The 23,702-nt window shown below is 73.1% G+C and carries 25 protein-coding genes; 8 read left to right on the top strand and 17 right to left on the bottom strand.

What is annotated here, in order from left to right; translation table 11 throughout:
* Positions 1–27 precede the first annotated feature (27 nt).
* A complete protein-coding gene (locus ACVGV0_RS12555) occupies positions 28–840 on the bottom strand; it encodes an HAD-IIA family hydrolase (RefSeq protein WP_459155849.1) in 813 nt (270 codons plus the stop codon).
* Positions 841–883: 43 nt separating this feature from the next.
* Complete coding sequence (locus ACVGV0_RS12550; protein WP_459155848.1) at positions 884–1,414, bottom strand: inorganic diphosphatase; 531 nt, start codon at positions 1,412–1,414, stop codon at positions 884–886.
* Between the two features lie 251 nt (positions 1,415–1,665).
* Here ACVGV0_RS12550 and ACVGV0_RS12545 point away from each other — a divergent pair, with 251 nt between their 5' ends.
* Both ACVGV0_RS12545 and ACVGV0_RS12540 read left to right on the top strand, forming a co-directional pair.
* Complete coding sequence (locus ACVGV0_RS12545; protein WP_459155847.1) at positions 1,666–2,484, top strand: SAM-dependent methyltransferase; 819 nt, start codon at positions 1,666–1,668, stop codon at positions 2,482–2,484.
* A 248-nt stretch (positions 2,485–2,732) separates the two neighbouring features.
* Positions 2,733–3,563, top strand: a complete 831-nt coding sequence (locus tag ACVGV0_RS12540; protein WP_459155846.1) for an SAM-dependent methyltransferase — start codon at positions 2,733–2,735, stop codon at positions 3,561–3,563.
* Positions 3,564–3,576: 13 nt separating this feature from the next.
* On the opposite strand, the gene ACVGV0_RS12535 is transcribed toward ACVGV0_RS12540, so the two are convergent.
* Complete coding sequence (locus ACVGV0_RS12535) at positions 3,577–4,011, bottom strand: universal stress protein (protein ID WP_459155845.1); 435 nt, start codon at positions 4,009–4,011, stop codon at positions 3,577–3,579.
* A 208-nt stretch (positions 4,012–4,219) separates the two neighbouring features.
* On the opposite strand from ACVGV0_RS12535, the gene ACVGV0_RS12530 reads away from it, so the two are divergent.
* Positions 4,220–5,215: a PHP domain-containing protein gene (locus ACVGV0_RS12530; protein WP_459155844.1), complete on the top strand. Its 996-nt coding sequence runs from the start codon at positions 4,220–4,222 to the stop codon at positions 5,213–5,215.
* 10 nt (positions 5,216–5,225) lie between these two features.
* Here the strand turns inward: ACVGV0_RS12530 and ACVGV0_RS12525 are convergent, their stop codons facing one another.
* The 5 genes from ACVGV0_RS12525 to ACVGV0_RS12505 all read right to left on the bottom strand — a co-directional run bounded on the left by ACVGV0_RS12525 (position 5,226) and on the right by ACVGV0_RS12505 (position 10,413).
* Positions 5,226–7,103 (bottom strand): ABC transporter ATP-binding protein, encoded by a 1,878-nt coding sequence (locus ACVGV0_RS12525; RefSeq protein ID WP_459155843.1) that lies wholly within the window; start codon positions 7,101–7,103, stop codon positions 5,226–5,228.
* A gap of 114 nt (positions 7,104–7,217) precedes the next feature.
* Positions 7,218–7,430 (bottom strand): hypothetical protein, encoded by a 213-nt coding sequence (locus tag ACVGV0_RS12520; RefSeq protein WP_459155842.1) that lies wholly within the window; start codon positions 7,428–7,430, stop codon positions 7,218–7,220.
* Positions 7,431–7,538: 108 nt separating this feature from the next.
* Positions 7,539–8,219 (bottom strand): LutC/YkgG family protein, encoded by a 681-nt coding sequence (locus tag ACVGV0_RS12515; protein ID WP_459155841.1) that lies wholly within the window; start codon positions 8,217–8,219, stop codon positions 7,539–7,541.
* On the bottom strand, positions 8,216–9,646 hold the full coding sequence (locus tag ACVGV0_RS12510) for a LutB/LldF family L-lactate oxidation iron-sulfur protein (RefSeq protein ID WP_459160002.1): 1,431 nt from the start codon (positions 9,644–9,646) through the stop codon (positions 8,216–8,218). The genes ACVGV0_RS12515 and ACVGV0_RS12510 overlap by 4 nt, the downstream gene beginning before the upstream one ends.
* A gap of 17 nt (positions 9,647–9,663) precedes the next feature.
* Positions 9,664–10,413, bottom strand: coding sequence for a (Fe-S)-binding protein (locus tag ACVGV0_RS12505; RefSeq protein WP_459155840.1), 750 nt, complete (start codon positions 10,411–10,413; stop codon positions 9,664–9,666).
* Between the two features lie 195 nt (positions 10,414–10,608).
* Between ACVGV0_RS12505 and ACVGV0_RS12500 the strand changes: the two genes are divergently transcribed.
* A complete protein-coding gene (locus ACVGV0_RS12500; protein ID WP_459155839.1) occupies positions 10,609–11,394 on the top strand; it encodes a FadR/GntR family transcriptional regulator in 786 nt (261 codons plus the stop codon).
* 19 nt (positions 11,395–11,413) lie between these two features.
* Here the strand turns inward: ACVGV0_RS12500 and ACVGV0_RS12495 are convergent, their stop codons facing one another.
* Genes ACVGV0_RS12495 through ACVGV0_RS12455 form a run of 9 tightly spaced genes read right to left on the bottom strand, consistent with a single transcriptional unit; the run spans position 11,414 to position 19,062 of the window.
* Positions 11,414–12,253: an IclR family transcriptional regulator gene (locus ACVGV0_RS12495; protein WP_459155838.1), complete on the bottom strand. Its 840-nt coding sequence runs from the start codon at positions 12,251–12,253 to the stop codon at positions 11,414–11,416.
* A 56-nt stretch (positions 12,254–12,309) separates the two neighbouring features.
* The gene (gene pcaC, locus ACVGV0_RS12490) at positions 12,310–12,726 is read right to left on the bottom strand and encodes a 4-carboxymuconolactone decarboxylase (protein ID WP_459155837.1); all 417 of its coding nucleotides are present in this window, start codon (positions 12,724–12,726) and stop codon (positions 12,310–12,312) included.
* Between the two features lie 58 nt (positions 12,727–12,784).
* Complete coding sequence (gene pcaD, locus ACVGV0_RS12485; RefSeq protein WP_459155836.1) at positions 12,785–13,546, bottom strand: 3-oxoadipate enol-lactonase; 762 nt, start codon at positions 13,544–13,546, stop codon at positions 12,785–12,787.
* Positions 13,543–14,877 carry a 3-carboxy-cis,cis-muconate cycloisomerase gene (pcaB, locus tag ACVGV0_RS12480; protein ID WP_459155835.1) on the bottom strand — a complete coding sequence of 445 codons (1,335 nt, stop codon included), beginning with the start codon at positions 14,875–14,877 and terminating at the stop codon, positions 13,543–13,545. The genes pcaD and pcaB overlap by 4 nt, the downstream gene beginning before the upstream one ends.
* Before the next feature lie 43 nt (positions 14,878–14,920).
* Positions 14,921–15,487, bottom strand: coding sequence for a protocatechuate 3,4-dioxygenase subunit alpha (gene pcaG, locus ACVGV0_RS12475; protein WP_459155834.1), 567 nt, complete (start codon positions 15,485–15,487; stop codon positions 14,921–14,923).
* The gene (gene pcaH, locus ACVGV0_RS12470; protein ID WP_459155833.1) at positions 15,487–16,236 is read right to left on the bottom strand and encodes a protocatechuate 3,4-dioxygenase subunit beta; all 750 of its coding nucleotides are present in this window, start codon (positions 16,234–16,236) and stop codon (positions 15,487–15,489) included. Before pcaH ends, pcaG begins: the two co-directional genes overlap by 1 nt.
* A complete protein-coding gene (locus tag ACVGV0_RS12465) occupies positions 16,233–17,441 on the bottom strand; it encodes a thiolase family protein (RefSeq protein WP_459155832.1) in 1,209 nt (402 codons plus the stop codon). The genes pcaH and ACVGV0_RS12465 overlap by 4 nt, the downstream gene beginning before the upstream one ends.
* A complete protein-coding gene (locus ACVGV0_RS12460) occupies positions 17,438–18,184 on the bottom strand; it encodes a CoA-transferase subunit beta (protein WP_459160001.1) in 747 nt (248 codons plus the stop codon). Before ACVGV0_RS12460 ends, ACVGV0_RS12465 begins: the two co-directional genes overlap by 4 nt.
* A gap of 50 nt (positions 18,185–18,234) precedes the next feature.
* Positions 18,235–19,062 carry a CoA transferase subunit A gene (locus ACVGV0_RS12455; protein ID WP_459155831.1) on the bottom strand — a complete coding sequence of 276 codons (828 nt, stop codon included), beginning with the start codon at positions 19,060–19,062 and terminating at the stop codon, positions 18,235–18,237.
* A gap of 332 nt (positions 19,063–19,394) precedes the next feature.
* On the opposite strand from ACVGV0_RS12455, the gene ACVGV0_RS12450 reads away from it, so the two are divergent.
* The 4 genes from ACVGV0_RS12450 to ACVGV0_RS12435 all read left to right on the top strand — a co-directional run bounded on the left by ACVGV0_RS12450 (position 19,395) and on the right by ACVGV0_RS12435 (position 23,676).
* Entirely contained in the window at positions 19,395–20,195 is an 801-nt protein-coding gene (locus tag ACVGV0_RS12450) for a GntR family transcriptional regulator (protein ID WP_459155830.1), read from the top strand.
* A gap of 249 nt (positions 20,196–20,444) precedes the next feature.
* Positions 20,445–21,368 carry a sugar phosphate isomerase/epimerase family protein gene (locus ACVGV0_RS12445; protein ID WP_459155829.1) on the top strand — a complete coding sequence of 308 codons (924 nt, stop codon included), beginning with the start codon at positions 20,445–20,447 and terminating at the stop codon, positions 21,366–21,368.
* Between the two features lie 159 nt (positions 21,369–21,527).
* Positions 21,528–22,559, top strand: coding sequence for a Gfo/Idh/MocA family protein (locus tag ACVGV0_RS12440; protein ID WP_459155828.1), 1,032 nt, complete (start codon positions 21,528–21,530; stop codon positions 22,557–22,559).
* 187 nt (positions 22,560–22,746) lie between these two features.
* Entirely contained in the window at positions 22,747–23,676 is a 930-nt protein-coding gene (locus ACVGV0_RS12435; protein ID WP_459155827.1) for a U32 family peptidase, read from the top strand.
* Positions 23,677–23,702: the final 26 nt, after the last annotated feature.

Here is a 23,702-nt window from a genome sequence, read left to right as displayed (position 1 = left end):
GCCCCGGGACGGGGTGCCCCGCCCCCGTCAACCGCCGAACGGATCGTGCACGTGGTCGACGATGTCGGCCACCGAGGTGATCGTCCTGTCCGGCTGGAAGGGGTACTGGCGCGCGGTGTCCTGGCCGGAGAGGCCGGAGAGCACGAGGATCGTGCGCATGCCCGCCTCCATGCCCGAGCGGATGTCGGTGTCCATGCGGTCGCCGAGCAGCAGGGTGCTGTCAGCGCTGACACCGAGCGTGCGCAGGGCGAAGCGCAGCATGAGCGGGTTGGGCTTGCCGACGTAGTACGGCGGCTGCTCGGTCACGCGTTCGATGAGCGCGGCGACCGCGCCCGTCGCGGGCAGCGAGCCCTCCCGGCCGCGCCCCAGCTCGTCCGGGTTCGTGGCGAGGAACCGCGCCCCGCTCTCGATGAGCCGGATGGCCTTGGTGATCGAGCTGAAGCTGTACGTGCGGGTCTCGCCGAGGATGACGTAGTCCGGGTCGTGCTCGGTGAGCACGTAGCCGGCCTCGGTCAGCGCCGAGGTCAGCCCCGGTTCGCCGACGACGTAGGCCGATCCGCCGGGCCGCTGCCGGGCGACGAAGGAGGCCGTGGCCAGCGCCGAGGTCCAGATGGCGTGCTCGGGGATGTCCAAACCGCAGGTCAGCAAGCGGGCGCGCAGGTCGCGCGGGGTGTAGGCCGAGTCGTTGGTGAACACCAGGTACGGCATCCCGTGCTGCTGCAGCGCGTCGAGGAACTCGCGCGCCCCGGGCGCGACGCGCTGCTCGTCGCGCATGAGCACGCCGTTGAGGTCCATCAGGTAGGTCCAGCGGGCGGTATCGGTCACCACTGCATGATCCATCGCATCCCGGAGCGGGGCGAACCCGGCCCCGCAGCGGGCGCGCTCAGTCGGCACCGACGCCGAACCGGGGTGCCGGCACCCCGGCGATGCGCTCGCCCCGCTCCGCGCGGTGCTGCGCGTCCACGATGACCGCTTCGGCGGCCACGCGTCCCTCCCAGCCGCGGGCCTCGCCGCTCTTGCGGGGTTCGATCGCCTTGTACACGTGGAAGAAGTGGCTCATCGCGCCCAGCTGGTACTGCGGGACGTCCTGCAGGTTCCGCACCGGCTCCATGCGCGGATCGTCCGCCGGGACGCAGAGGACCTTGGCGTCGGGGCCGCCCTCGTCGTGCATCCAGAACACCGCGATCGGGCGCACGCGGACCGCGCACCCCGGGAAGGTCGGGCTGTCGAGCAGGACCATCGCGTCGAGCGGATCCCCGTCCTCGGCCACGGTCCCCGGGAAGTAGCCGTAGTCGGCCGGGTACCGCGTCGCCGTGAACAGGGTCCTGTCCAGGCGGATGCGCCCGAGGGTGTGGTCCATTTCGTACTTGTTCCGCGATCCTTCGGGGATTTCCACGACCATGTCGAGATCCATGGCCTCCTCCGCGCTCCGGTCGTCGCTGCGATGCACCGCTGCCCCGCAGCGTGCCACGCGACCGGCGCGCGGCCGCGGTGCGCGCGACGCGTGTGGCGACCGTGGCCGGTGGTGCCGGAGCGGAGGCGGGGCGCGGTCCGGCAGGTGATCCACTGTAGACGGGAGGGGAGCGCTCGGTCCTGCATCGGTCCAGGGGAGCGGTGCGCGCGAGCGAGTTGCCGGGTGCGCGCGGGGCGGAGAATCCTCTCGGCATGACGAGCGAATCGACGCGGGGGTTGCCGGATCGACCGGACGTCGCCGGGATCGATCTCGATCGGCCGAACGCGGGGCGGATGTACGACTACTTCCTGGGTGGGGGTCATCATTTCGCGGTGGACCGCGTGGCGGCCGAGCACGTGCTCGCGGCAGCCCCCTCGGTGGCCGAGGTCGCCATCGCCAATCGCTCGTTCCTCAACCGCGCGGTGCAGCACTGCTTGCGGTGCGGTGTCGACCAGTTCCTCGACCTGGGGTCGGGGCTGCCGACGGTGGGCAGCACCCACCAGATCGCGCAGCACGCCTCGCCGCGGGCGCGCGTGGTCTACGTGGACAGCGATCCGGTCGCGGTGGCGCACGCGCGGAACCTGCTCGTGGGGCTGGAATCCGTCGACGTGCTGTACGCGGATCTGGGGCAGGTGCGGACCGTCCTGCAGGATCCGCGCGTGCGCGGCCTGCTCGACCTGTCGCGGCCGGTGGCCGTGCTGCTCGTGGCCGTGCTGCACTACCTGCCGCGCGCCGGGGAGGTCGTGGCCGCCTACCGGGATGCGCTGCCGTCGGGGAGCATGCTGGTGCTCGCGCACACCACGGCCGATCACCAGCGGGGGGCCTCGGCGGTGGCGCGGGCCGTGTTCGAGGCGACGACCGTGCGCATCACCCCGCGCAGTCTGGACCAGGTGCGCGATCTCTTCGCCGGCTACGACGTCACCGCCCCGGGGGTGGTGTGGACGCCGCGGTGGCAGCCCGACCGGATGCGGGTGGTCGACGACGCCTCGGAGTGGAGCGAGACCTGGTGCGGGGTGGGCGTGAAGCCCTGACTGCTTCCGGCCCCGCTCGGGGTTCGGCGGAGTTCCGGGCGCTCGGAACCGGTATGTCAATTGCATCGATTGTTTCAGTGTTGAACGAAATCAATCCTCCGAGCGGCACCCCCCGAACAGCCAGGAGGAGGTGATCGGAGCGCAGTGCGCGCTTCCGTGGCCGGCGGGGCTGGCCGGGCAGCGCTCAAGATCGTTACCGTGATCGAGCAGACCGCCCGTGCGTCATCTCGTGCCGGATGGAGGACGCGATGCAGCCCACCGGGAGAGAGCCGCTGATCGGCGACGAGAACACGCCGAACGCCGCGCGGCTGTACGACTACTACCTCGGCGGGGCGCACAACTTCGAGGCCGACCGCAGCAAGGCGCACGAGCTCATGGAGCTGTGGCCGAACGTGGTCCCGGTCGCCCGGTTCAACCGGGACTTCGTCCGCCGCGTCGTGCAGCACGCGTTACGCGCCGGGATCACCCAGTTCCTCGACCTCGGCTCCGGCGTGCCCACGGTCGGCAACGTGCACGAGATCGCGCGGGCGCAGGTTCCGCACGCCCGGGTCGTCTACGACGACCACGAGTCCGTCGCCTTCAACTACAGCACCCTGCTGCTCGACGAGCACGGGTACCCCCGCGACGAGGTCGCCGTGGTCGACCGGGACCTGCGCGATGCCGAGGCGGTGCTCAGCGACCCGCGCACGCTGCGCGCGCTCGACTTCGAGCAGCCGATCTGCGTGCTCATGGTCGCCGTGCTGCACTTCGTCTCCCCGGCCGACGACCCCGCCGGCATCATCGACCGCTACTCGGTCCGCCTGCCGCCCGGTTCGTGGTTGGCCCTCACCCACATCGCCAACGACGAGGCCCCCGACGAGCAGGCCCGCGCCGTCGACCGGTTCGCCGCGGCCTACCAGGACACGAGCAACCCGCTGTTCGTGCGCGACCGCGCCGAGATCCTCCCGTGGTTCGACGGTTTCACCGTTCTCGACCCCGGGGTGACGTTCATCCCCGACTGGCGCCCGGACACCGCCCTGGACGATCCCACCGAGGCGCGCCGCCTCGCCTGGTGCGGAGTCGGGCGCAAGGACGACTGAGCGCTCCGGCCGGTCATTCCGCGTTGCGGGGAGCCCGCACGACGACCACCGGGCAGCGGGCGTGGTGCGTGCAGTACTGCGTCACCGAGCCGAGCAGCGCCGCTGTGAACGCCCCGCGTCCGCGGTTGCCCAGCACGAGCAGTTCCCCTTCCGCGGCCTCGGACAGCAGCGCTTTCGCCGGGTGCCCGTTGACCACTTCGCGTTCGATCTCCACCGGCTGGCGCCCTCCGGTGACCTCCTCGATCACCTCGGCCAGCCCGCGCGCCGCGTCGGTGTTCAGGTTCTGCCGCGTCGGTGCCGCCTCCCAGCCGTAGATCGGCGGGCTGTCCCAGGCGGTCAGCGCGACCAACCGCGAGCGGGTCAAGCACGCCTGGTCGATGGCCCAGGACAGCGCCGCCTTCGACTCCGCGGAACCGTCCACACCGACTACGATCTTGCCCTCGGTCATCGTGCCTCCCCGCAACGCGGCCCTCGTCGCAGCACTGTGCCGCCTCCTCCCCGGGCGCGCAGAGCGGACCGCGCAGCGGGAGGCGGGAGCACCCGACGAGGACCGGGCTCGGGGACGGACGCCGGACTCGCGATCGGTGCTGGTGGCGGTCGGTGCGCGGGCACGAACCGGACGTGCGGACCTCGCCGGCATCGACTACCAAGGAACCGTGGAACCGGAACAGGCGCTGCGCGAGATCGCGTTCTGGCTCGAACGGGCACAGGCCCCCTCGTTCCGCGTGCGCGCGTTCCGGCGCGCCGCCGCGATCGCGGCCGAGCGCGGCGACGTGGCCGACCGCGCCCGGCAGGGGACGTTGACCCGCGTGGACGGGATCGGCACGACCACGGCCCAGGTGCTCGAGCAGGCGGTGCGCGGCGAGGTCCCCGAGTACCTGCAGCGGTTGCGGTCCGAGGTGGACGTTCCCGCCGAGGGGCGGGAGCTGCGGCAGGCGCTGCGCGGGGACTGCCACGCGCACTCCGACTGGTCGGACGGCGGCAGCCCGCTGGAGGAGATGGCCCGGCAGGCCCGCGGGCTCGGCCTGGAGTGGCTGGTGCTGACCGACCACTCGCCGAGCTTGGCCGTGGCCCGCGGCCTGTCCGCGGAGCGGCTGCGCGAGCAGCTGCGCGCGGTGGCCGAGCTCAACGAGCGCCTCGTCCCGTTCCGCGTGCTCACCGGAATCGAGGTGAACATCCACCCCGACGGCGGGCTGGACCAGGACGCCGACCTGCTCGCCGAGCTCGACGTGGTGGTGGCCAGCGTGCACGCGCAGCTGCGGATGCCGTGCCGCGAGATGACCGAGCGGATGTGCGCGGCGGTGGCGAACCCGGTGGTGAACGTGCTGGGGCACTGCACGGGTCGCCGCGTGGGGTCGAGCCCGCGGGAACCGTCCACCTTCGACGCGCACACCGTGTTCACCGCCTGCCGCGACCACGGGGTGGCCGTGGAGATCAACTCGCGCCCCGACCGCGTGGACCCGCCGGACGAACTGCTGCACCTGGCCCGCGACCTGGACTGCGAGTTCACCGTCGACTCCGACGCGCACGCCCCGGGGCAGCTCGACTGGCAGGCCTACGGGTGCGCCCGCGCCGAGCGGTCCGGGATCCCCGTCGAACGCGTCGTCAACGCGCGCACCGCCGAGGACGTCCTCTCCTGGGCCAAGCGGTAGCGGCGGGGACTCACCCGGCCGGCCGCTCGGCCTCGGCAGCGGCGAACTGCGTGCGGTACAGCTCGGCGTAGCGGCCGCCGCGGGCGAGCAGTTCGGTGTGCGTGCCGTGCTCGGCGATGCGGCCCTCGTCGAGCACGAGGATCCGGTCCGCCTCGCGGATGGTGGCCAGCCGGTGGGCGATGACCAGCGCGGTGCGCCCGCTCAGGGCGGTGCGCAGCGCCTGCTGCACCGCGGCTTCGGAGGCGGCGTCCAGGTGCGCTGTCGCCTCGTCGAGCACGACGATCGGCGGGGCCTTCAGCAGCAGCCGCGCGATGGCCAGCCGTTGCTTCTCCCCGCCGGAGAGGCGGTAGCCGCGGTCACCGACGACCGTGTCCAGTCCGTCCGGCAGGGCGGCCACGAGCTCGGCCAACCGCGCGGTGCGCAGCACCTCGTGCAGCTCGGCGTCGGTGGCAGCGGGACGTGCCAGCAGCAGGTTCGCCCGGATCGTGTCGTGGAACAGGTGCGCCTCCTGGGTGACCACGCCGATCGTGGCGTACAGCGAGGACAGCGGTACCTCGCGGACGTCCGCACCGCCGATGCGCACCACCCCCGAGGTCACGTCGTACAGCCGGCCGGCCAGGTGCGTCACCGTGGTCTTGCCCGCACCGGAGTGGCCCACCAGCGCGATGGTCTCACCGGGGCGGGCGTGGAAGCTGATCTCGTGCAGCACCGGGTGCTCCGGGGAGTCGTCCGGGCGGGCCACCGATTCCAGCGAGGCCAGTGAGACCTCGTGCGAGGCGGGGTAGCGGAAGGACACCCGGTCGAACCGCAGATCGGCCGCGCCCTCCGGCAGGGGAGCGGCGTCGGGCCGGTCGGCGATCATCGGTTCCAGGTCGAGCACCTCGAAGACCCGGTCGAAGCTGACCAGCGCGGTCATCACGTCGACGTGCACGTTGGACAGCGCGGTCAGCGGTCCGTACAGCCGGGTCAGCAGCGTCGCCAAGGCCACCAGCGTGCCCAGCTGGAACGCCCCCGCCAGCACGAGCCCCCCGCCGAGTCCGTAGGCCACGGCGGTGGCCAGCGCGGTCAGCAGCGTGAGCACGATGAACAGCACCCGCGAGTACATCGCCGAGACCACGCCGAGGTCGCGGACCCGGGCGGCCCGTTCCGCGAAGCGGGCCGACTCCTGCTCGTGATCGCCGTAGAGCTTCGTCAGCATCGCACCGCCGATGGTGAACCGCTCGGTCATCAGCGAGCTCATCTCGGCATCGACCTGCATCTGCTCGCGGGTGACGCGCTGCAGCCGGCGTCCGACCCACCGCACCGGGGGCAGGAACAGCGGCAGCAGCAACAGCGCGAGCAGCGTGATCTGCCACGACAGCGTGAACATCGTGGCCAGCACGAGCACCACGGTGACCACGTTGGACACCACGGCCGACAGCGTGCTGGTCAACGCCCGCTGCGCGCCGATCACGTCGTTGTTGAGCCGGCTGACCAGCGCGCCCGTCTGCGCCCGCAGGAAGAACGCGATCGGCATCCGCTGCACGTGGCCGAACACCTCGGCGCGCAGGTCGTAGATCAGGCCTTCGCCGAGCCGCGCGGAGAACCAGCGCTGCCCCAGCTGCAGGGCCGCTTCGAGCAGCGCCACGAGCGCGACGGCGACCGCCAGCCAGATCACCACGGCGAGGTCGCCGGGCACGATCCCGTTGTCGATGATCGCCTTGAACAGCAGCGGGTTGACCACGCCCACGATCGCGGAGAGCACCACCAGGACGAGGAACGGTGCGATCTCGCGCACGTACGGGCGCGCGTAGCCGGCGATGCGCCGCACCAGCCCGCTCGACAGCCGCTGCCGCGTCACCGATCGGTCGTTGGCGAACGACCGCATCGCCTCCCAGCTCGTGGACATCCGGTGCTCCTCACCTCATCTGCGGCGCGGTGCGCCGCTGCCGTCGACGAACATCCTCGAACGTGGAGTGCGCTCGAAGTCAACGGGAACGCAGGTGGTCGAGGAGCGGGCCCCTCAGGTCTCGGTGCCGACGTAGTGGAACTCCCAGGTCCCGTCCGGTCGGCAGGTGCGCCGCTCGTAGGCCAGGTGCGGTGCGAACGCGCGGGAGTCGCGCGCCGGTGCGGGCAGGGTGATGCGCGGGACGGGCTTGCCCGCGGAGTCGGTGGCCACGCTCACCTCACGTCCGTCCGCGGGGCCGCCGAGCAATCGGACAGCGGTCGTGTCCAACGCTGGTTCCTTTCGCCGGGTCGGGATGGCGCTCCTGGGACTCGGCGGGTCCCCGCCCCGTTCCACACCTCACTGGATCGGGTAACGGTGCGGTGTCCGCGGACTCCCTCAGGCGAACTCCGGCGCGATGAGCACGTGCAGGGTGCGGGGGCCGTGCACCCCCTCGACCCGGTTCAGCTCGATGTCGCTGGTCGCGGACGGACCGCTGATGAACGTCAGCGGCCCGCTCGGGTCGAGCCGCCGCATCGCCGCGGGCACGTCGTCGACGATCTGCTCGTGCCGCAGCACGCACACGTGCAGGTCGGGCACGAGCGTGGCCGCGCGGCGCCCCTGGCCGGGTCCGTGGTCGAGCACGATCGTGCCGGTGCTGGCGATGCCGACCGCGGCGGTGGTCACCACCGCGTCCACGGCGGTCAGCTCGGTCGCGCCGAGCGCACCGCCCCCGTCCGGCTCGGTCCCCAGCTGCTCGGCTGCGGCGCTGCGCCACGCCGCGGGAGCCCCGTCCGGCACGAGCGCGCGGCGCGCTCCGGACTCGGCGAGGATCCCGCTGATCGCACCGGGCAGGTCGGCGGGACCCACCTGCCGCACCACCGCCCTGTACTCGGCCACGTGCTCGTGGAACAGGGCCACGAGGTCCTCGGCCGGGCGCGCCTGGCGGTAGTCGCGGGGGATCTCCCCGGCGTCGACCCGCGCGGTGCCGCGCAGCGCGGAGCGGACGCGGCCGAGCACCTCCTCGCGGGCGCTGCCGTGCCCGTTCGTGGCGGAGTTGGTCGTGGCGGGGTCGGTCACGTCTGCTCGCCTCCTCGGGTCCGTTGCCACCAGGCGCGGAAGGACTCCGCGGGCGGGGCCGGGGCGTCGCGCGCGTCGGTCCAGCGGGCGAGAGGCCCGGGCAGGCGCCCGATCGTGCCGGACCGGCCCAGCACGTGCCGGCTCAGCGAGGCCAGCCGCTGCGCCGCTGCCAGCCGCCGGTGGTCGCCGAGCACCCAGCTCGCGGCGTGCATCGCCGCGTCCAGCGGGGCGTCCCGCGCGGTGTGCTCCTGCTCGACCACGCGGGTGCGCAGGTGCACCAGCATGTCGGGGATGTTGATGGCCACCGGGCACACGTCGTAGCAGGCCCCGCACAGCGAGGAGGCGTACGGCAGGGCCTTGTCCTGCTCCGTGCTCGTGCCCCGCAGCTGCGGGGTGAGCACCGCGCCGATCGGTCCCGGGTAGACCGAGTCGTAGGCGTGCCCGCCGGTGCGCTCGTACACCGGGCAGACGTTCAGGCAGGCCGAGCAGCGGATGCAGCGCAGCGCTTCGCGGCCGAGCTCGTCGGCGAGCGCGTTCGTGCGGCCGTTGTCCAGCAGCACCACGTGGAACTCGGACGGCCCGTCGCCGTCGGTGACGCCGGTCCACGTGGAGGTGTAGGGGTTCATCCGCTCGCCCGTGCTGGACCGCGGCAGCAGCTGCAGGAACACCTCCAGGTCCTGCCAGGTGGGCACGAGCTTCTCGATGCCGACGACGCTGATGAGCGTCTCCGGCATCGTCAGGCACATGCGGCCGTTGCCCTCGGACTCGACGACGACGAGCGAACCGCTGTCGGCGACGGCGAAGTTCGCACCGGAGATGGCGACCTCGGCCCGGAGGAACTTCTCCCGCAGGTGGTCCCGCGCGGCCGCGGCGAGCTGCTCCGGATCGTCGGTGAGGTCCGCGGGCGCGGGGGCGCCGACCTCGCCCATCTCGCGCAGGAAGATCTCCCGGATCTCCGCGCGGTTGCGGTGGATGGCGGGCACGAGGATGTGGCTCGGCGCGTCGTCGCCGAGCTGGACGATCAGCTCGGCGAGGTCCGTCTCCCACGCGTCGATGCCGGCCTGCGCGAGCGCCTCGTTGAGCTCGATCTCCTGCGTGGCCATGGACTTGACCTTGACCGCTTCGCGCTGGCCGGTGGCCTCGACCAGGCCGGTGATGATGCGGTTGGCCTCCGCGGCGTCGCGCGCCCAGTGGACCGTGCCGCCGGCCGCGGTCACCGCCGACTCGAAGCGCTGCAGGTAGTCGTCCAGGTGCGACAGGGTGTGCGCCTTGATGGCGGCGCCGGACTGCCGCAGCTGCTCCCAGTCGTCGAGTTCGCCGACGACCTCGTCGCGCTTGCGGCGGATCGTGGAGGTGGCCTCGCCGAGGTTGTGCCGCAGCTGGGCGTTGTCCAGCTCGCGGCGCGCCGCCTCGGGGAAGGCCGGCATGCCCAGGTACGCGCTGCTCAACGGCTGTCTCCCTCCGTGCTCGCGAGGACTTCCGCCAGGTGCAGCACCCGCACACCGGAGCGCTGCCGGTTCAGCAGCCCGCCGATGTGCATCAGGCACGAGGCGTCGCCGGCGCAGAGCACCTCGGCGCCGGTGTCCTGCACGTGCCGGGCCTTGTCGGTGCCCATCGCCACCGACACGTCCGGGTTCTTCAACGCGAACGTGCCGCCGAACCCGCAGCACTGGTCCCAGTCCGGCAGCTCCACCAGGTCCAGCGAGCGCACCGCGCGCAGCAGCCGGGCGGGCCGGTCGCCGACGCGCAGCAGCCGCAGCGAGTGGCACGTGGGGTGGTAGGTCACGCGGTGCGGGAAGTACGCGCCGACGTCGGTGACCCCGAGCACCGACACGAGGAACTCGGACAGCTCGTGCACGCGCGGGATCAGCTGCTCGACCTCCTGCGCCAGCGCCGGGTCGTCGGCGGCGACCATGGCGTGCTGGTGCCGCACCGAGGCCACGCACGACCCGGAGGGGGCGACGACGGCCTCGTAACCGGCGAAGGCGTCGACGAACGTGCGCACCGAGGAGCGCGCGCGGGCGCGGTAGCCGGTGTTGGTGTGCATCTGGCCGCAGCACGTCTGGGCCAGCGGGAACTCCACCCGGCAGCCGAGCCGCTCCAGCAGCCGCACCGTCGCCTTCGGCGCCTCCGGGAACATCGTGTCGCCCAGGCATGTCGCGAACAGGGCCACCCGCGGGGGTGTCCCGGCCATGCGCCCACCTCCTCACTGCCGCGCCCCGCCGGGCGGGGCCGCGCGCACGCAACGCCCGCGGCACGCCGCATCCTGCCCGCGGTGCACCGCACGCGCCTGTTTCCGCACATGCTTGCCGCTGCTGACCAGAGTTTGGTCAGACCACAGGCGCACCGTACTCTGAAGGCTGGACCGCGAAGAAGGGGAGGGGAGCCAGTGCCCGGAACGGACCCGGCGGCCGGGACGGACGCGGACGGCGCCGCGGGCGAGGCCGCGTGGCGACCGGTCACGCGCGCGGCCACCTACGAACTCGTCGTCGAGCGCATCGAGGAGCGCATCCTCGCCGGCGAACTGCGCGTCGGCGACCGCCTGCCGCCGGAACGCGAGCTCGCCGGCATGCTCGGCGTCAGCCGCGCGGCCGTGCGCGAGGCCTACCGGGCGCTGCAGGCCCAGGGCGTGCTGCGCATGGCCGTGGGCACCGGCCCCGACTCCGGCACGACCGTCGCCGCCCTGCCCCGGCACGCGCTGCAGCGGTTCCTGCGGCTGCACGTGGCCCTGGCGAACTTCCCCCCGGCCGACGTGGTCGAAGCGCGCGTGATGCTCGAACGGCACAGCGCCCGGCTCGCCGCCGAACACGCCACCGCGTCCCACGCGGACGCGCTCGAGCGGATCGCCGGCGCCATGGACGACCCCGCCGTCGGCCGCGACCGGTTCAACGAGCTCGACACCGAGTTCCACGTCGCGCTCGCCGAGGCCGGCGGCAACCGGCTCGTCGCCGAGATGACCAGCGCCGTCCGGGAATCGCTGCGGCAGCCGCTGCGCGCGGCGTTCCACCGCCTCGGCGACGACTGGGACCGCGTGCGCGTGCAGCTGTGCGCCGACCACCACGGCCTCGTCGACGCGGTGCGCGCCGATGACGGCGAGCTCGCCCAGCAGCGCGTCGAGTCCCACATCCGCTGGTTCTACCGGCAGCTGCCCACCAGCACCGACCTCGTGCGGTGACGCCCGCTCGGCGCGGCGGTCACGACGCGTCGGCACCGCCGGGCGGGGGAGCGTCCGGAGCGGACTGCGCGGCCTGGGCGCTCGGCGCGGCCCGCAGGTCCGCCTCGATCCGGCCCGCGGTCTCCAGCAGCGACGGCAGCAGCCGCTGCTGCGCGTCCTGCCGGCTGGTGCGGCTGGCGTGCGAGGAGATGTTCACCGCCGCCACGACCCGGCCCGCGCGATCGCGGATCGGTGCGGCCACCGAGCGCAGCCCCTGCTCCAGCTCCTGGTCGACCAGCGCCCAGCCCTGCTGCCGCACCTGCCGCAGCTCCTCGCGCAGCTGTTCGGCCGCGGTGATCGTATGCGAGCTCAGCCGGGTGAGCTCGACGCGGTCGAGGTAGGCCTCGAACTCGTGCTCCGGCAGGTGCGCCAGCAGCACCCGCCCCATCGACGTGGCGAACGCGGGGAAGCGGGTGCCGATGTTGATCGACACCGTCATGATCCGGGAGGTGGGCACGCGCGCCACGTAGACGATGTCGGTGTCGTCCAGCACCGACACCGAGGCCGACTCCTGCACGGCCGAGACCAGCCGCTCCAGGTGCGGCTGGGCGATCTCCGGCAGCGAGCGGCTGGACAGGTAGGCGAAGCCCAGCTCCAGCACGCGCGGGGTGAGCGCGAACGCGCGCCCGTCGGTCCAGACGTAGCCCAGCTGGACGAGCGTGTGCAGGAACCGCCGGGCGGCCGCGCGGGACAGCCCGGTCTCCCGGGCCACCTCCGCCAGCGTCATCTCCGGGTGGTTCTCGTCGAACGCCCGGATCACCAGGAGTCCGCGGGCCAGCGACTGCACGTAGCCGCCGCCGGGCTCGGTTTCGGGCTCCATCACGTCTCCTCGGCACGACTCGGGCGGGTGGACGGATCCGGGCGCGCGGCGGAGGCTCACCCGGTCTCGTCGAGAATGGTATTGGCTGTGCCGAAGGCGCTGTTGGCGCGGGGCACGCCCGCGTAGATCGCGACGTGCATGAGCACCTCGCGGATCTCCTCGGCCGTGACGCCGATGCGCCGCGCGGCGCGCACGTGCATGGCGAACTCGTCCTCGTTGCCCAGCCCCGCCAGCAGCGCGAGCGTGAGCATGCTGCGGGTGCGCTGCTCCACCGCGTCGGAGTGCCACACCTCGCCCCAGGCGTAGCGGGTGATGAAGTCCTGGAACGCGGCGGTGAACTCGGTCGTGCGCTCGATCGCGCGGTCCACGTGGGCGTCGCCGAGCACGGAGCGGCGCACCCGCATCCCGTCGGCGCGGCGCGCGGTGTCGCCGCGGTCGGCGGCCGAGTGGTCGGGGGAGTGTTCGTCGGACACGGGAATCCTTCCGGGGAGCTGTCCGGCCGGGAAGCTGCCCGGCCGGGGGACTGCGCGGTCAGGGCTGCGCGGAGAAGTGCTCCAGCAGCAGGCGGTTGACCGCCGCGGGCTGTTCCGCGTTGGCCAGGTGCGCGCCCGAGTCGATGACCTCGAGGCGGGATCCGCCGATCGCCGCGGCGATCTCCGCGGAGCGCGCCGGCGGGGTGGCCGGGTCCTCGGCGCCGGCGATCACCAGGGTCGGCGCGGTGATCGCGCCGAGGTGCTCGCGGATGTCCATCGTCGCGATCGCCTCGCAGCAGCCGGCGTAACCCTCGTCGTCGGCGCCGCGCAGCTGCTCGGCGAACCGTTCGCGCACCTGCGGGTCCGCGGCCGCGGCGGGAGTGAACCACTTGGGCAGCGAGGGCTCGACGAGCGCTTCGGTGGTCTTCTCGCGCACCAGCGCGGCCCGGTCGTGCCAGGACTGCGGAGGCATCTCCGCCGCGGTGCACAGCAGCGCCAACCGGTCGATGCGCTCCGGTGCGCTCTCGGCCAACCACATGCCCGTCATGCCGCCGAGCGAGACACCGGCGAAGTGGGCGCGGTGGACGCCGAGCTCGTCGAGCAGGGACAGCACGTCCCCGCCCAGGTCGGCCAGCGAGTAGGGGCCGGGAGTGCTCGCGGGGGTGCGTCCGTGGCCCCGCTGGTCGTAGCGGACCACGCGGAACCGCTCGGCCAGCGCCGGCACCTGCTCGTCCCACAGGCGCAGGTCCGTGCCGATCGAGTTGGACAGCACGACGACCGGGGCGTCCTCCGGCCCGGCGAGTTCGTAGTGGACAGTCACTGCTCCTCCAGATGCGCGTGCCGGTGCAGCGCGGTGTCGACGAATTCCGGGGCGTGGCCGAGGTGCCCGGCCGGATCGGTGGCCGCGTCGATGGCGGACTCGGACAGCACCGCCCGCACCCGCTCGTCGGCGCGCAGCTGCGCGGCCAGCGTGCCGCCGTGCTCGGCGGCACGCCGGGAGGCCTCGCCGACGAGCTCGTGGGCCTCGGTGCGGTCCAGGTGCTCGGACAGGGCCGCCGCGGCGGCCTCGGCCATGATCGCACCGCCGGTGGCCCCGAGGTTCGCGGCCATCCGCTGCGGGTGCACCCGCAGCTCGGCGAGCACGGCGCGGGTGTGCGCCGCGGCCGCCGCGGTCAGCCGCAGCAGCTGCGTCACCGGCTCCCACTCGGCCTGCCACGCGCCCGCGGCCCGCTCGTACTCCTGCGGCATCGCCCCGAGCACAGTGGACACGAGGTCGGGAACGCGCCGCGCGATCGCGCCGACGAGCACGGACCCGACCGGGTTCTGCTTGTGCGGCATCGCCGAGGAACCGCCGGAGCGCCCCTCGGTGAGCTCGCCGACCTCGGTCTGCGCGTGCAGCGAGACGTCGCGGGCGATCTTGCCGCACACCCCGGTGACCGTGCCCAGCGCGCCGGCGAGCTCGGCGATGCGGGTGCGATCGGTGTGCCAGGGCACGGCCGGAGCGGTGAGGCCGAGGCGCTCGGCGAGCCCGGCCACGACCGCCGGCCCCTGCCCGTCGAGCGAGGCCAGGGTGCCGGCGGCACCGCCGAGCTGCACCGCCAGCCGCTCCCGGCGCACCCGCCGCAGTGCCGCGGCGGCCTCCTCCAGGGAGGTCAGCCACGTGGCGCAGCGGGCGCCGAACGTGGTCGGCAGGGCTTGCTGCAGCAGGGACCGCCCGACCATCGGCGTGTCGCGGTGCCGCTCGGCCAGCTGCGCGCAGGCCGCCGCGGCCCCGCGCAGGTCCGCCAGGACGAGGTCGGTCGTGCGGGCGGCGACGAGCATCGCCGCCGTGTCGACCACGTCCTGGCTCGTCGCGCCCTTGTGCACGTGCCGGGCGGTCGAGGTGTCGACCTGCTCGGTCAGGTCGCGCACCAGCGCGATCACCGGGGTCGCCGAGGAGACCGCGCGTTCGGCGATCGACTCCGGGTCGAACGCGTCGACCCGGCAGCACCGGTCGATCTCGGCGGCGGCATCGGCGGGGACGAGACCGGCGTCGGCCTCCGCGCCCGCCAGGGCGCTCTCGAACTCCAGCATCGCCGCGAGCCACGCCCGCGCCCCGGTCTGCTCGGTGGCCCGCGGTGTGCTGAACATCGCTCCGAACAGGCTGTCCACAGCGGATTCCCCCGTCTCGTGCGGAACTCGGGTGCGGGTGGTGCTACACGCGGAAGAACACGGTCTCGTCACCGCCCTGCAGGCGCACGTCGAACCGGTAGTCCGCGCCGTCGGCCTCGGCGACGAGCGTGCGCCGCCGTTGCCGCGGAACCGCCGCGAGCACCGGGTCGGCGGCGTTGGCCCCCTCCTCGTCGGGGAAGTACACCCGGGTGACCAGGCGGGCGAGCATGCCGCGGGCGAGGACCGTCACCGCCAGGTGCGGCGCCTCGGTGCCCCCCTCCGGGGTGGGCAGCGGGCCCGGTTTGACCGTGCGCACCCAGAACCGCCCCTCGGGGTCGGTGGGGCAGCGGCCGAAGCCCTGCCAGTGCGAGGACTCGCCGCGCGGGTCGTTCTCGTGGTCGAAGCGCCCCAGGGGGTCGGCCTGCCACGTCTCCACCACGGCGTCGGGCACCGGGTCCCCGTTGCCGTCGAGGACGCGTCCGCGCAGCACGAACGCACCGGCCGTGCCCTCGGGGACCACCTCCGGCCCGTCGTCCCACAGGATCCCGCCGGGCAGCGCGTAGAACGGACCGACCGTCTGCGACGGTGTCGTCGCCGGCTGCGAGCGCATCAGTCGTCGTCCTCCTCGTCGTCCTCGAACGGTGTGGCCGCGGAACCGCGCAGGACGATGTCGAACTTGTAGCTCAGCGCCCACTCGGGAACGGTGGTGTCCAGGTCGAAGCGGGAGATCATCCGCTCGCGGGCCGCGGGGTCGCGCACCGAGTTGAAGATCGGGTCCTGGGAGAACAGCGGATCCCCCGGGAAGTACATCTGCGTGATCAACCGCTGCGTGAAGGCGCGGCCGAACAAGGAGAAGTGGATGTGCGCCGGCCGCCAGGCGTTGTCGTGGTTGCGCCACGGGTAGGCGCCCGGCTTGATCGTGACGAACCGGTAGTTGCCCTGCTCGTCGGTCATGCACCGGCCGGTTCCCGAGAAGTTCGGGTCCAGCGGGGCGGGGTGGCGGTCCCCGGCGTGCAGGTACCGCCCCGCCGCGTTGGCCTGCCAGATCTCGACCAGGGTGTTCGGGACGGGTTTGCCGTCCGAGTCCAGCACCCGGCCGCTGACGACGATGCGCTCGCCGAGCGGCTCGGCCTCGTGCTGCGCCGTCAGGTCGTGGTCGAGGTCCCCGACGCGGTCGTGCCCCAGCAGCGGCCCCGTCACCTCGGTGAGGTGCTGCGGCAGCACCTGCAGCGGCTGCTTCGGGTGCCGCAGCGCCGAGGAGCGGTACTCCGGTGTGTCCAGCGCCGGGTGCGAGTCCTCGTCGGAGGCGTAGGACGGCAGGATCAACCCCGCCGCGGAGCGGGTGTCGTCGACGGTCATGAGTCCTCCCTCGGATGGCCCGGTTGCTCCGCGTGCAGCACGACGGCGAGCCCCTGGCCGACACCGATGCAGATCGCGGCCAGCCCCCAGCCGCCGCCGGCACGGCGCAGCTGGTGGGCCAGGGTGCCCAGCACGCGCGCGCCGGAGGCGCCGAGCGGGTGGCCGATCGCGATGGCCCCGCCCTGCTGGTTGACGATCTCCGGGTCCAGCTTCGGCCAGTCGGCCAGGCACGCCAGCGACTGGGAGGCGAACGCCTCGTTGAGCTCCACGGCGGTCAGCTCGTCCCAGCCGATGCCGGCGCGCTCCAGCGCGGTCTCGGCCGCCCGCACCGGCCCGATGCCGAACACGTCGGGGTCGACCGCGGCGGCACCGCGGCTGACCACGCGGGCCAGCGGCCGGGTGCCGAGCTGCTCGGCGGCCCGCTGCCCGCCGAGCAGCAGCGCGGCGGCACCGTCGTTGAGCGGGGAGGAGTTGCCCGCGGTGATCGTGCCGTCGGCGCGGAAGACCGGTTTGAGCCCGCCGAGCTTCTCCGCCGTGCTGTCCGGCCGGACGCCCTCGTCGCGGGTGAGCTCGGTGCCCGGAACCGGTACGACCTCGTCGTCGAACAGGCCCTCGTCCCAGGCGCGGGCGGCCAGCTGGTGGCTGCGCGCGGCGAACTCGTCCTGCCGCTGGCGGCTGATGCCGTAGCGGTCGGCGAGCAGCTCGGCGCTGGAGCCGAGCGAGATCGTCCACTGCTCCGGCATGTCCGGGTTGACCATGCGCCAGCCGAGCGTGGTCGAATGCAAGGTCTCGTGCCCGCGGGGGTAGCCGGACTCCGGTTTGGGCAGCACCCACGGCGCGCGGCTCATCGATTCCACGCCGCCGGCGACGGCGAGCTCGGCGTCGCCGACCTGGACGGTGCGACTGGCGTTGATGGCCGCCTCCATGCCGGAGCCGCACAGGCGGTTGGTGGTCGCCCCGGGCACGCTCGTGGGCAGACCGGCCAGCAGGGCGGCCATGCGCGCGACGTTGCGGTTGTCCTCGCCGGCACCGTTGGCGTCGCCGAACTGGACGTCGTCGATCGCCGCCGGGTCCAGTCCGGGGCTGCGCTGCAGCAGCGCGCGCAGCACGTGCGCGCCCAGGTCGTCCGGGCGGACCCCGGCCAGGCCCTTGCCGTAGCGGCCGAAGGGGGTGCGCAGCGCGTCGAGTACGTAGACCTCGCTCACCGGGATCCTCCACTGCTCAACGTGGCTTTGAGTTCGCGCAGGACACCGAGCTCGGTGTCGGTGGGTTCGTCTTGCACGCCCAGCTCGTCGGCGACGCGGAGGTCCCAGCCGGCGGCTTCGCGGGCCTGCTCGGCGGTGGCTCCAGGGCTGAGCCGGGTCAGCACGAGCTCGGCGGTGTCCGGGTCCGGTTCGAGCACGCCGAGGTCGGTGATGACCTTCGCCGGTCCGCGGCCGCGCATGCCGAACCTCTCCCGATCGCCGGGGCCGGAGCCGTAGCCGACCGAGGTGCGGAAGTCGACCTGCTCGACGAAGGTGCGCGGGCTCATGCGCATGACGATGAGCACCTCCTGGCAGGACGCGGCGATCTCCGGGGCACCGCCGGCGCCGGGCAGGCGGACCTTCGGGTCGTCGTAGTCGCCGCCGATGACGGTGCTGTTGATGTTGCCGTAGCGGTCGACCTGCGCGCCGCCGAGGAAACCGGTGTTCACCCGGCCGGGCTGCAGCCAGTAGTTGAAGATCTCCGGCACGCTGACCACCGAGTCGGCCGTGTCGGCCAGCACGCCGTCGCCGATGGACAGCGGCAGCCGGTCCGGTTTGGTGCCGATCGTGCCGGACTCGTAGATGAGCACCAGGTCGGGCGCGTGGGTGCGCCGGGCGAGGTTGGCCGCGGTGCTGGGCAGGCCGATGCCGACGAAGCAGGCGGTGCCGTCGCGCAGGCTGCGCGACGCCGCGACGGTCATCATCTCGTCGGCGCTGAACCGCTCGGTGGTGGCGGTGCTGGATGCGGTGGCGGTCAACGCGGGCTCCCTTCCGCGCTCGCTGCGAAGATCTCCGTGTCGAGCCAGTGCTGGAACGCTTCCCGGTCCCGGCCGATCGGATCCCAGTGCTGGTAGTAGTCGTTGTCCCGCTCGTAGTACCCCTGAGCGTAGGAGGGGTGGGCACCGCCGGGGACCTCCGCCACGGCCGAGACGACCCACTTGGGCAGCACGAGCGCGTCCGGGCGCGGGGTGAGCTCGTCGACGACCTCCTCGACGGTGACCAGCGAGCGGGCCGAGGCGAGCACGGTCTCCTTCTGCACGCCGGTGATGCCCCACATCTGCACGTTGCCGTGCCGGTCGGCCTGCTGGGCGTGCACGATGCCGACGTCCGGGTTGATCGCCGGGACCGCGGCGAGCCGCTGCCCGGTGAACGGGCACTCCACGGTGCTGATGTTGGAGGTGTGCTCGGGCAGGTCGGTGCCGATGTAGCCGCGCAGCACCGCGAACGGCAGCCCCGAGGCCCCCGCCTGGTAGCGGTTGGCCATCCCGGCGTGGCTGTGCTCCTCGATCTCCAGCGGGCGGGGCCACTGCTGCTGCACCGCCTCGCGGAACCGGTGCAGCGAACCGACGCCCGGGTTGCCGCCCCAGGAGAACACGAGCTTGCGCGCGCAGCCGGCGCCGATCATCTGGTCGTAGACGATGTCCGGCGTCATGCGCGCCAGCGTCAGGTCCGTGCGGCGCTGCCGGATGATCTCGTGCCCGGCTGCGACGGGGATGAGGTGCGTGAACCCTTCCAACGCCACCGCGTCCCCGTCGTGGACGAGTTCGGCGACCGCCTCGTCGAGCCGCAGGATGCGTGCCATCCTGACCAACTCCTGTACGCATAGTGAACGTATGTGCTTTATGCGAACGATAGTGGGGTGCGTTTCTCCGGTCAAGACGTGGATGCGGAACCGCTCGCCTGCGGCGCGTCGAGCGCCTCATTCGAACGAGAGTTCGTGCATTTCGCGAGGAAACTCCCTTTCGCTGGTCAGGCGGCCGCTGAGTCGAGTCCGGCGAGGGCGGGACGAGACGCGGCGAGGGTGGAGCGCGAGGTGCGGGGGCGCGGCGGGAGCGGACGCGGGGTGTGCATGTCAGCTCATTACGTCGTCGAGACATTATGCGCAGCGCGTCGGATTCCTGTTACCGTACGTTCGTGAAGTCCTCCGCGCACAACTCCGAAGCCGTGCGGCCCGAGGGCGCGGCCGCCCCGTGGGACCCCGCGCGCGACATCGAGGTGGACAGCTCCAGCCCCGTGCCGCTGTACCACCAGGTCGCCAGCCAGATCGAGAGCGCGATCGACGCGGGAGCGCTCCCCGTCGGGGCGAAGCTGGACAACGAGGTGGACCTCGCCGCGCGACTGGGGCTATCCCGGCCGACCGTCCGGCAGGCGATCGGTTCGCTCGTGGACAAGGGGCTGGTCGTGCGCAAGCGCGGAGCGGGCACGCAGGTCGCCTTCAGCCGGGTGACGCGCTCGCTGCAGCTGAGCAGCCTGTTCGACGACCTCTCCGACATGGACGCCGAGCCGGAGACGCGCGTGATCGTCAACGAGCTCATCGGAGCGCCCTCGGAGATCGCCTCGGTGCTGGGGGCGGGCAGGCAGGACCAGGTGCTGCACCTGGAGCGGGTGCGCTACTCGCGCGGTGAGCCGATCGCGCGCATGGAGAACTACCTCCCGCGGGGGCTCATCCGGCCCGCCGATGCGGACCTCGAGCGCTACGGCCTCTACCAGCTGCTGCGCTCCGCGGGCGTGCGCATGCACGTGGCGCAGCAGAACATCGGCGCGCGGCTGGCCGGCGCCCAGGACGCCGAACTGCTCGACGAGCCCGAAGGCGCGCCGCTGCTGACGATGAAGCGCACCACCCACGACCAGACCGGGGCGGTGGTGGAGTTCGGTTCGCACGTCTACCGCGCCTCGCGGTACTCGTTCGACCTGACGTTGCGCGGCGACGGCTGAGGCGCGCATCCGCGAGCAGGGGCCCGGCGGTCGATTCACCGCCGGGCCCCTGCTCGTGCGGCCCCCGACCCCTAAAGGTAAATATGTAAAGACTAAGTATTGACAGTGGTGTGCCGCCGCGGCAACACTGACGGACGTTCGCCCGGAGAGCGAGGTCACAACGGCCGGCCTCTGGCGGGCCGGCCCGCCGCAGTGACGACCGCCCGCGTCCGTCCCCGAACCGGGGGATCTTCGAAAAGGAGTGCTGCCATGTCCAGCGACGCACCGCACCAGGACACCCGCCTGCGCGTCGGGTCCGCGCCCGACTCCTGGGGCGTGTGGATGCCGGAGGACGAGCGCCAGACCCCGTGGTGGCGCTTCCTCGACGAGGTCGCCGAGGCCGGGTACCACTGGATCGAGCTCGGTCCCCACGGCTACCTGCCCACCGATCCGCAGCGCCTGTCCGACGAGCTGGACAGCCGCGGCCTGGCGGTCTCGGCGGGCACGTGCTTCACCGCCACCCACCGCGGCGACGCCGTCTGGGCGGAGACGTGGGAGCACGTGCAGCAGGTCGCCGCGCTGACCACCGCGATGGGCGCGCGCAACCTCGTGGTCATTCCCGCGATGTGGCGCGACCAGGACACCGGCCAGCGGGTCGAGGACCGTCACCTCACCGACGAGCAGTGGAAGTCCCTCAGCGCCGGCATCGACCGGCTCGGCCGCGCGCTGCACGAGGAGTACGGCATCCACCTGCGGTTCCACCCGCACGCCGACACCCACGTCGACACGCAGGAGAACGTGGAGCGCTTCCTGGAGGCCACCGATCCCGAGCACGTCAGCCTGTGCCTGGACACCGGCCACATCTCCTACTGCGGCGGCGACAACCTCGCCCTGCTGCAGAAGTACCCCGAGCGCATGGGCTACCTGCACCTCAAGCAGGTGCGGCCGGAGCTGGCCCGCGAGGTCTGGAGCGCGGACACCTCCTTCGCCGAAGCGGTGCGCCAGGGCGTGATGTGCGAGCCGCCGGAGGGCGAACCCGATCTCGGCTCCGTCCTCGACGCGGCCGCGGGAGTCGACGCGGACATGTTCGCCATCGTGGAGCAGGACATGTTCCCCTGCCCGCCGGAGCAGCCGCTGCCGATCGCGCGGCGCACGCGCCAGTACCTGAGCCGCTGCGGCGCCGGCTTCCGCTGAGCCGGGCCCAGCGACGACCCCCGGCCCGCGGGATCGGACGCGCCGGTCCCGCGGGCGCCCCGAGGGGCCGGACGCACGGCCTCGTGCCGCGGGCCGGGGTCGAGGACGAGGCCCGGGCGCCGCGGCCGCCCGCACGAGCCTGAGAGGAAGAGGAGTTCCATGCGCATCGGACTGCTCGGCGCCGGCCGAATCGGACAGATGCACGGACACAACCTGCGCACCGCCTCCCGCGTCGACGAACTGCTCGTGGCCGATGCGGCGCCCGAGCGCGCCCGCGGCCTCGCCGCGGAGCTGGGAGCCAGCACCGCGGACACGCCGGAGGAGGTGTTCTCCGCCGGCGTCGACGGCGTCGTCATCGCCACGGCCACCGATGCGCACCCGGTGATGCTCGAGCTCGCGCTGCGGCACGGGGTCCCGGCGCTGTGCGAGAAACCGATCGCCGCCGACCTGGCCGCCACCCGCGCGCTGGTGGAGCGCATCGAACAGGCCGGGTTGGCGGTGCAGGTCGGCTTGCAGCGACGTTTCGACGCCGGTTACCGGGCGGTGCGCGAGCAGGTCCGCTCCGGCGAGCTCGGCTGGATCCACAGCGTGCGGGCGGTCACCGCCGACGAGCAACCACCGCCGCCGGAGTTCATCCCCGCTTCGGGCGGACTGCTGCGCGACTGCGGCATCCACGACTTCGACATGCTGCGGTGGATCACCGGATCCGAGGTGTCCACAGTGCACGCCCAGGGAGGGAACCGCGGCGCGGACTACATCGCCGAGGGCGGCGACGTCGACACCGCTGCCGTGGTGGCCGCTCTGGACAGCGGAACCCTGGCCACCGTCTCGGCGAGCCGGTACAACGGAGCCGGGCACGACGTGCGCATGGAGGTGTGCGGTTCGCGCGGGGCCGGATTCGTCGGCCACGACGAGCGAGCGCCGCTGCCGTCGGTCGAGCAGGGCGTCGCCTGGCCGTCCGGGCGGCCGTACCGCACGTTCGCCGAGCGCTTCGGCCCCGCCTACCGCGTCGAGCTCGAGGCGTTCACCGCGCTCGTGGCGGGGGAGGCCGTCAATCCGTGCGCGCCGCGCGAGGCGCTGGAGGCGCTCCGCGTCGCCGAGGCCGCGCAGCTGTCCCTGCAGCAGGGGCGTCCCGTGCACGTGGCGGAGGTGCGCGAGGAGCCCGAGCACGTGGCTGCGGCCTCCGGCTGAGCCCCGCCCCGCGCGTGCCCGCAGGCCCGCGGGCGCCGGATCGCACCCCGGCGCCCGCGGGCCTGAGCTGTTTCCGGGACCGCGCCACCGGATCCCGCAGCCGGGGAGCGCGGGCTCGCGTTGACCACACCTCGGGGACAGTCGTACGATTTCCAGGACGTTGTTCGAAATACCGAATGGAGCAAGGGTGCGTGCGACTCGCGAGTTCCTGCGGCAACGGGGGTATCCGGCCGCTGACAGCCCCGAGACCAGCGAGCAGCGCTTCCCGGACGGGGCGCAGTACCGCGTGGAGATCCCCAGCACCGAAGGTCCCGAGGTGCTCGCGGCCGTGCTCGACGAGGCCGACCGGCGCGAGGTCGCGGTCCACCGCATCTCCCAGGGCAGCGGGAGCATGCTGCTCACCGACGGCGAGCTCGACCGGATGAGCACCACCGCCGCCGCCCGGGGGGTCGAGCTCAGCCTGTTCGCACGTCCGCTGGCCGGCTGGGACACCGGCGGGCTCTGCGCCGCCGCCGGCGGCGGGCCGGTCGCGGCCCAGGCGCGCGGCACCGAGCAGCTGGTGCACGTGCTCGAGGACGTCCGGCGCAGCGCCGAGGCCGGTGTGCGCAGCGTGCTCATCACCGACCTCGGTGTGCTCCGCGTCGCCGCGGCCATGCGCGAAGCCGGCGATCTGCCCGCCGACATGCAGTTCAAGGTCAGCGTCCAGATGGGACTGGCCAACCCCGCGTCGGTGCGCCTGGTCGAGGACCTCGGCGCCGACACCTACAACGTGCCCACCGACCTGAGCGTCCCGCAGCTGGCCGCGCTGCGGGCGGCGACGAGCCTGCCGCTCGACGTCTACGTCGAATCCCCCGACGACCTCGGCGGTTTCGTGCGCCACTACGAGATCGCCGAGATCGTCCGCGTCGCCGCGCCCGTCCACGTCAAGTTCGGCCTGCGCAACGCGCCGAACATCTACCCCAGCGGCACGCACCTGGAAGGCACCGCCGTGGCGCTGTCCCGCGAACGCGTGCGCCGCGCCCGCATCGGGCTGGACCTGCTGCACCGCTACGCCCCGGACAGCACGCAATCGCCGCTGCCGGCCGGGGGAGCGGCCGTGCCCAGCACCGGGAAGTGACCCGCCCACCATCCACGGAGGACGCG

Source organism: Salinifilum ghardaiensis (assembly GCF_054491345.1).
This window is presented reverse-complemented; position numbering and strand designations above follow the sequence as displayed.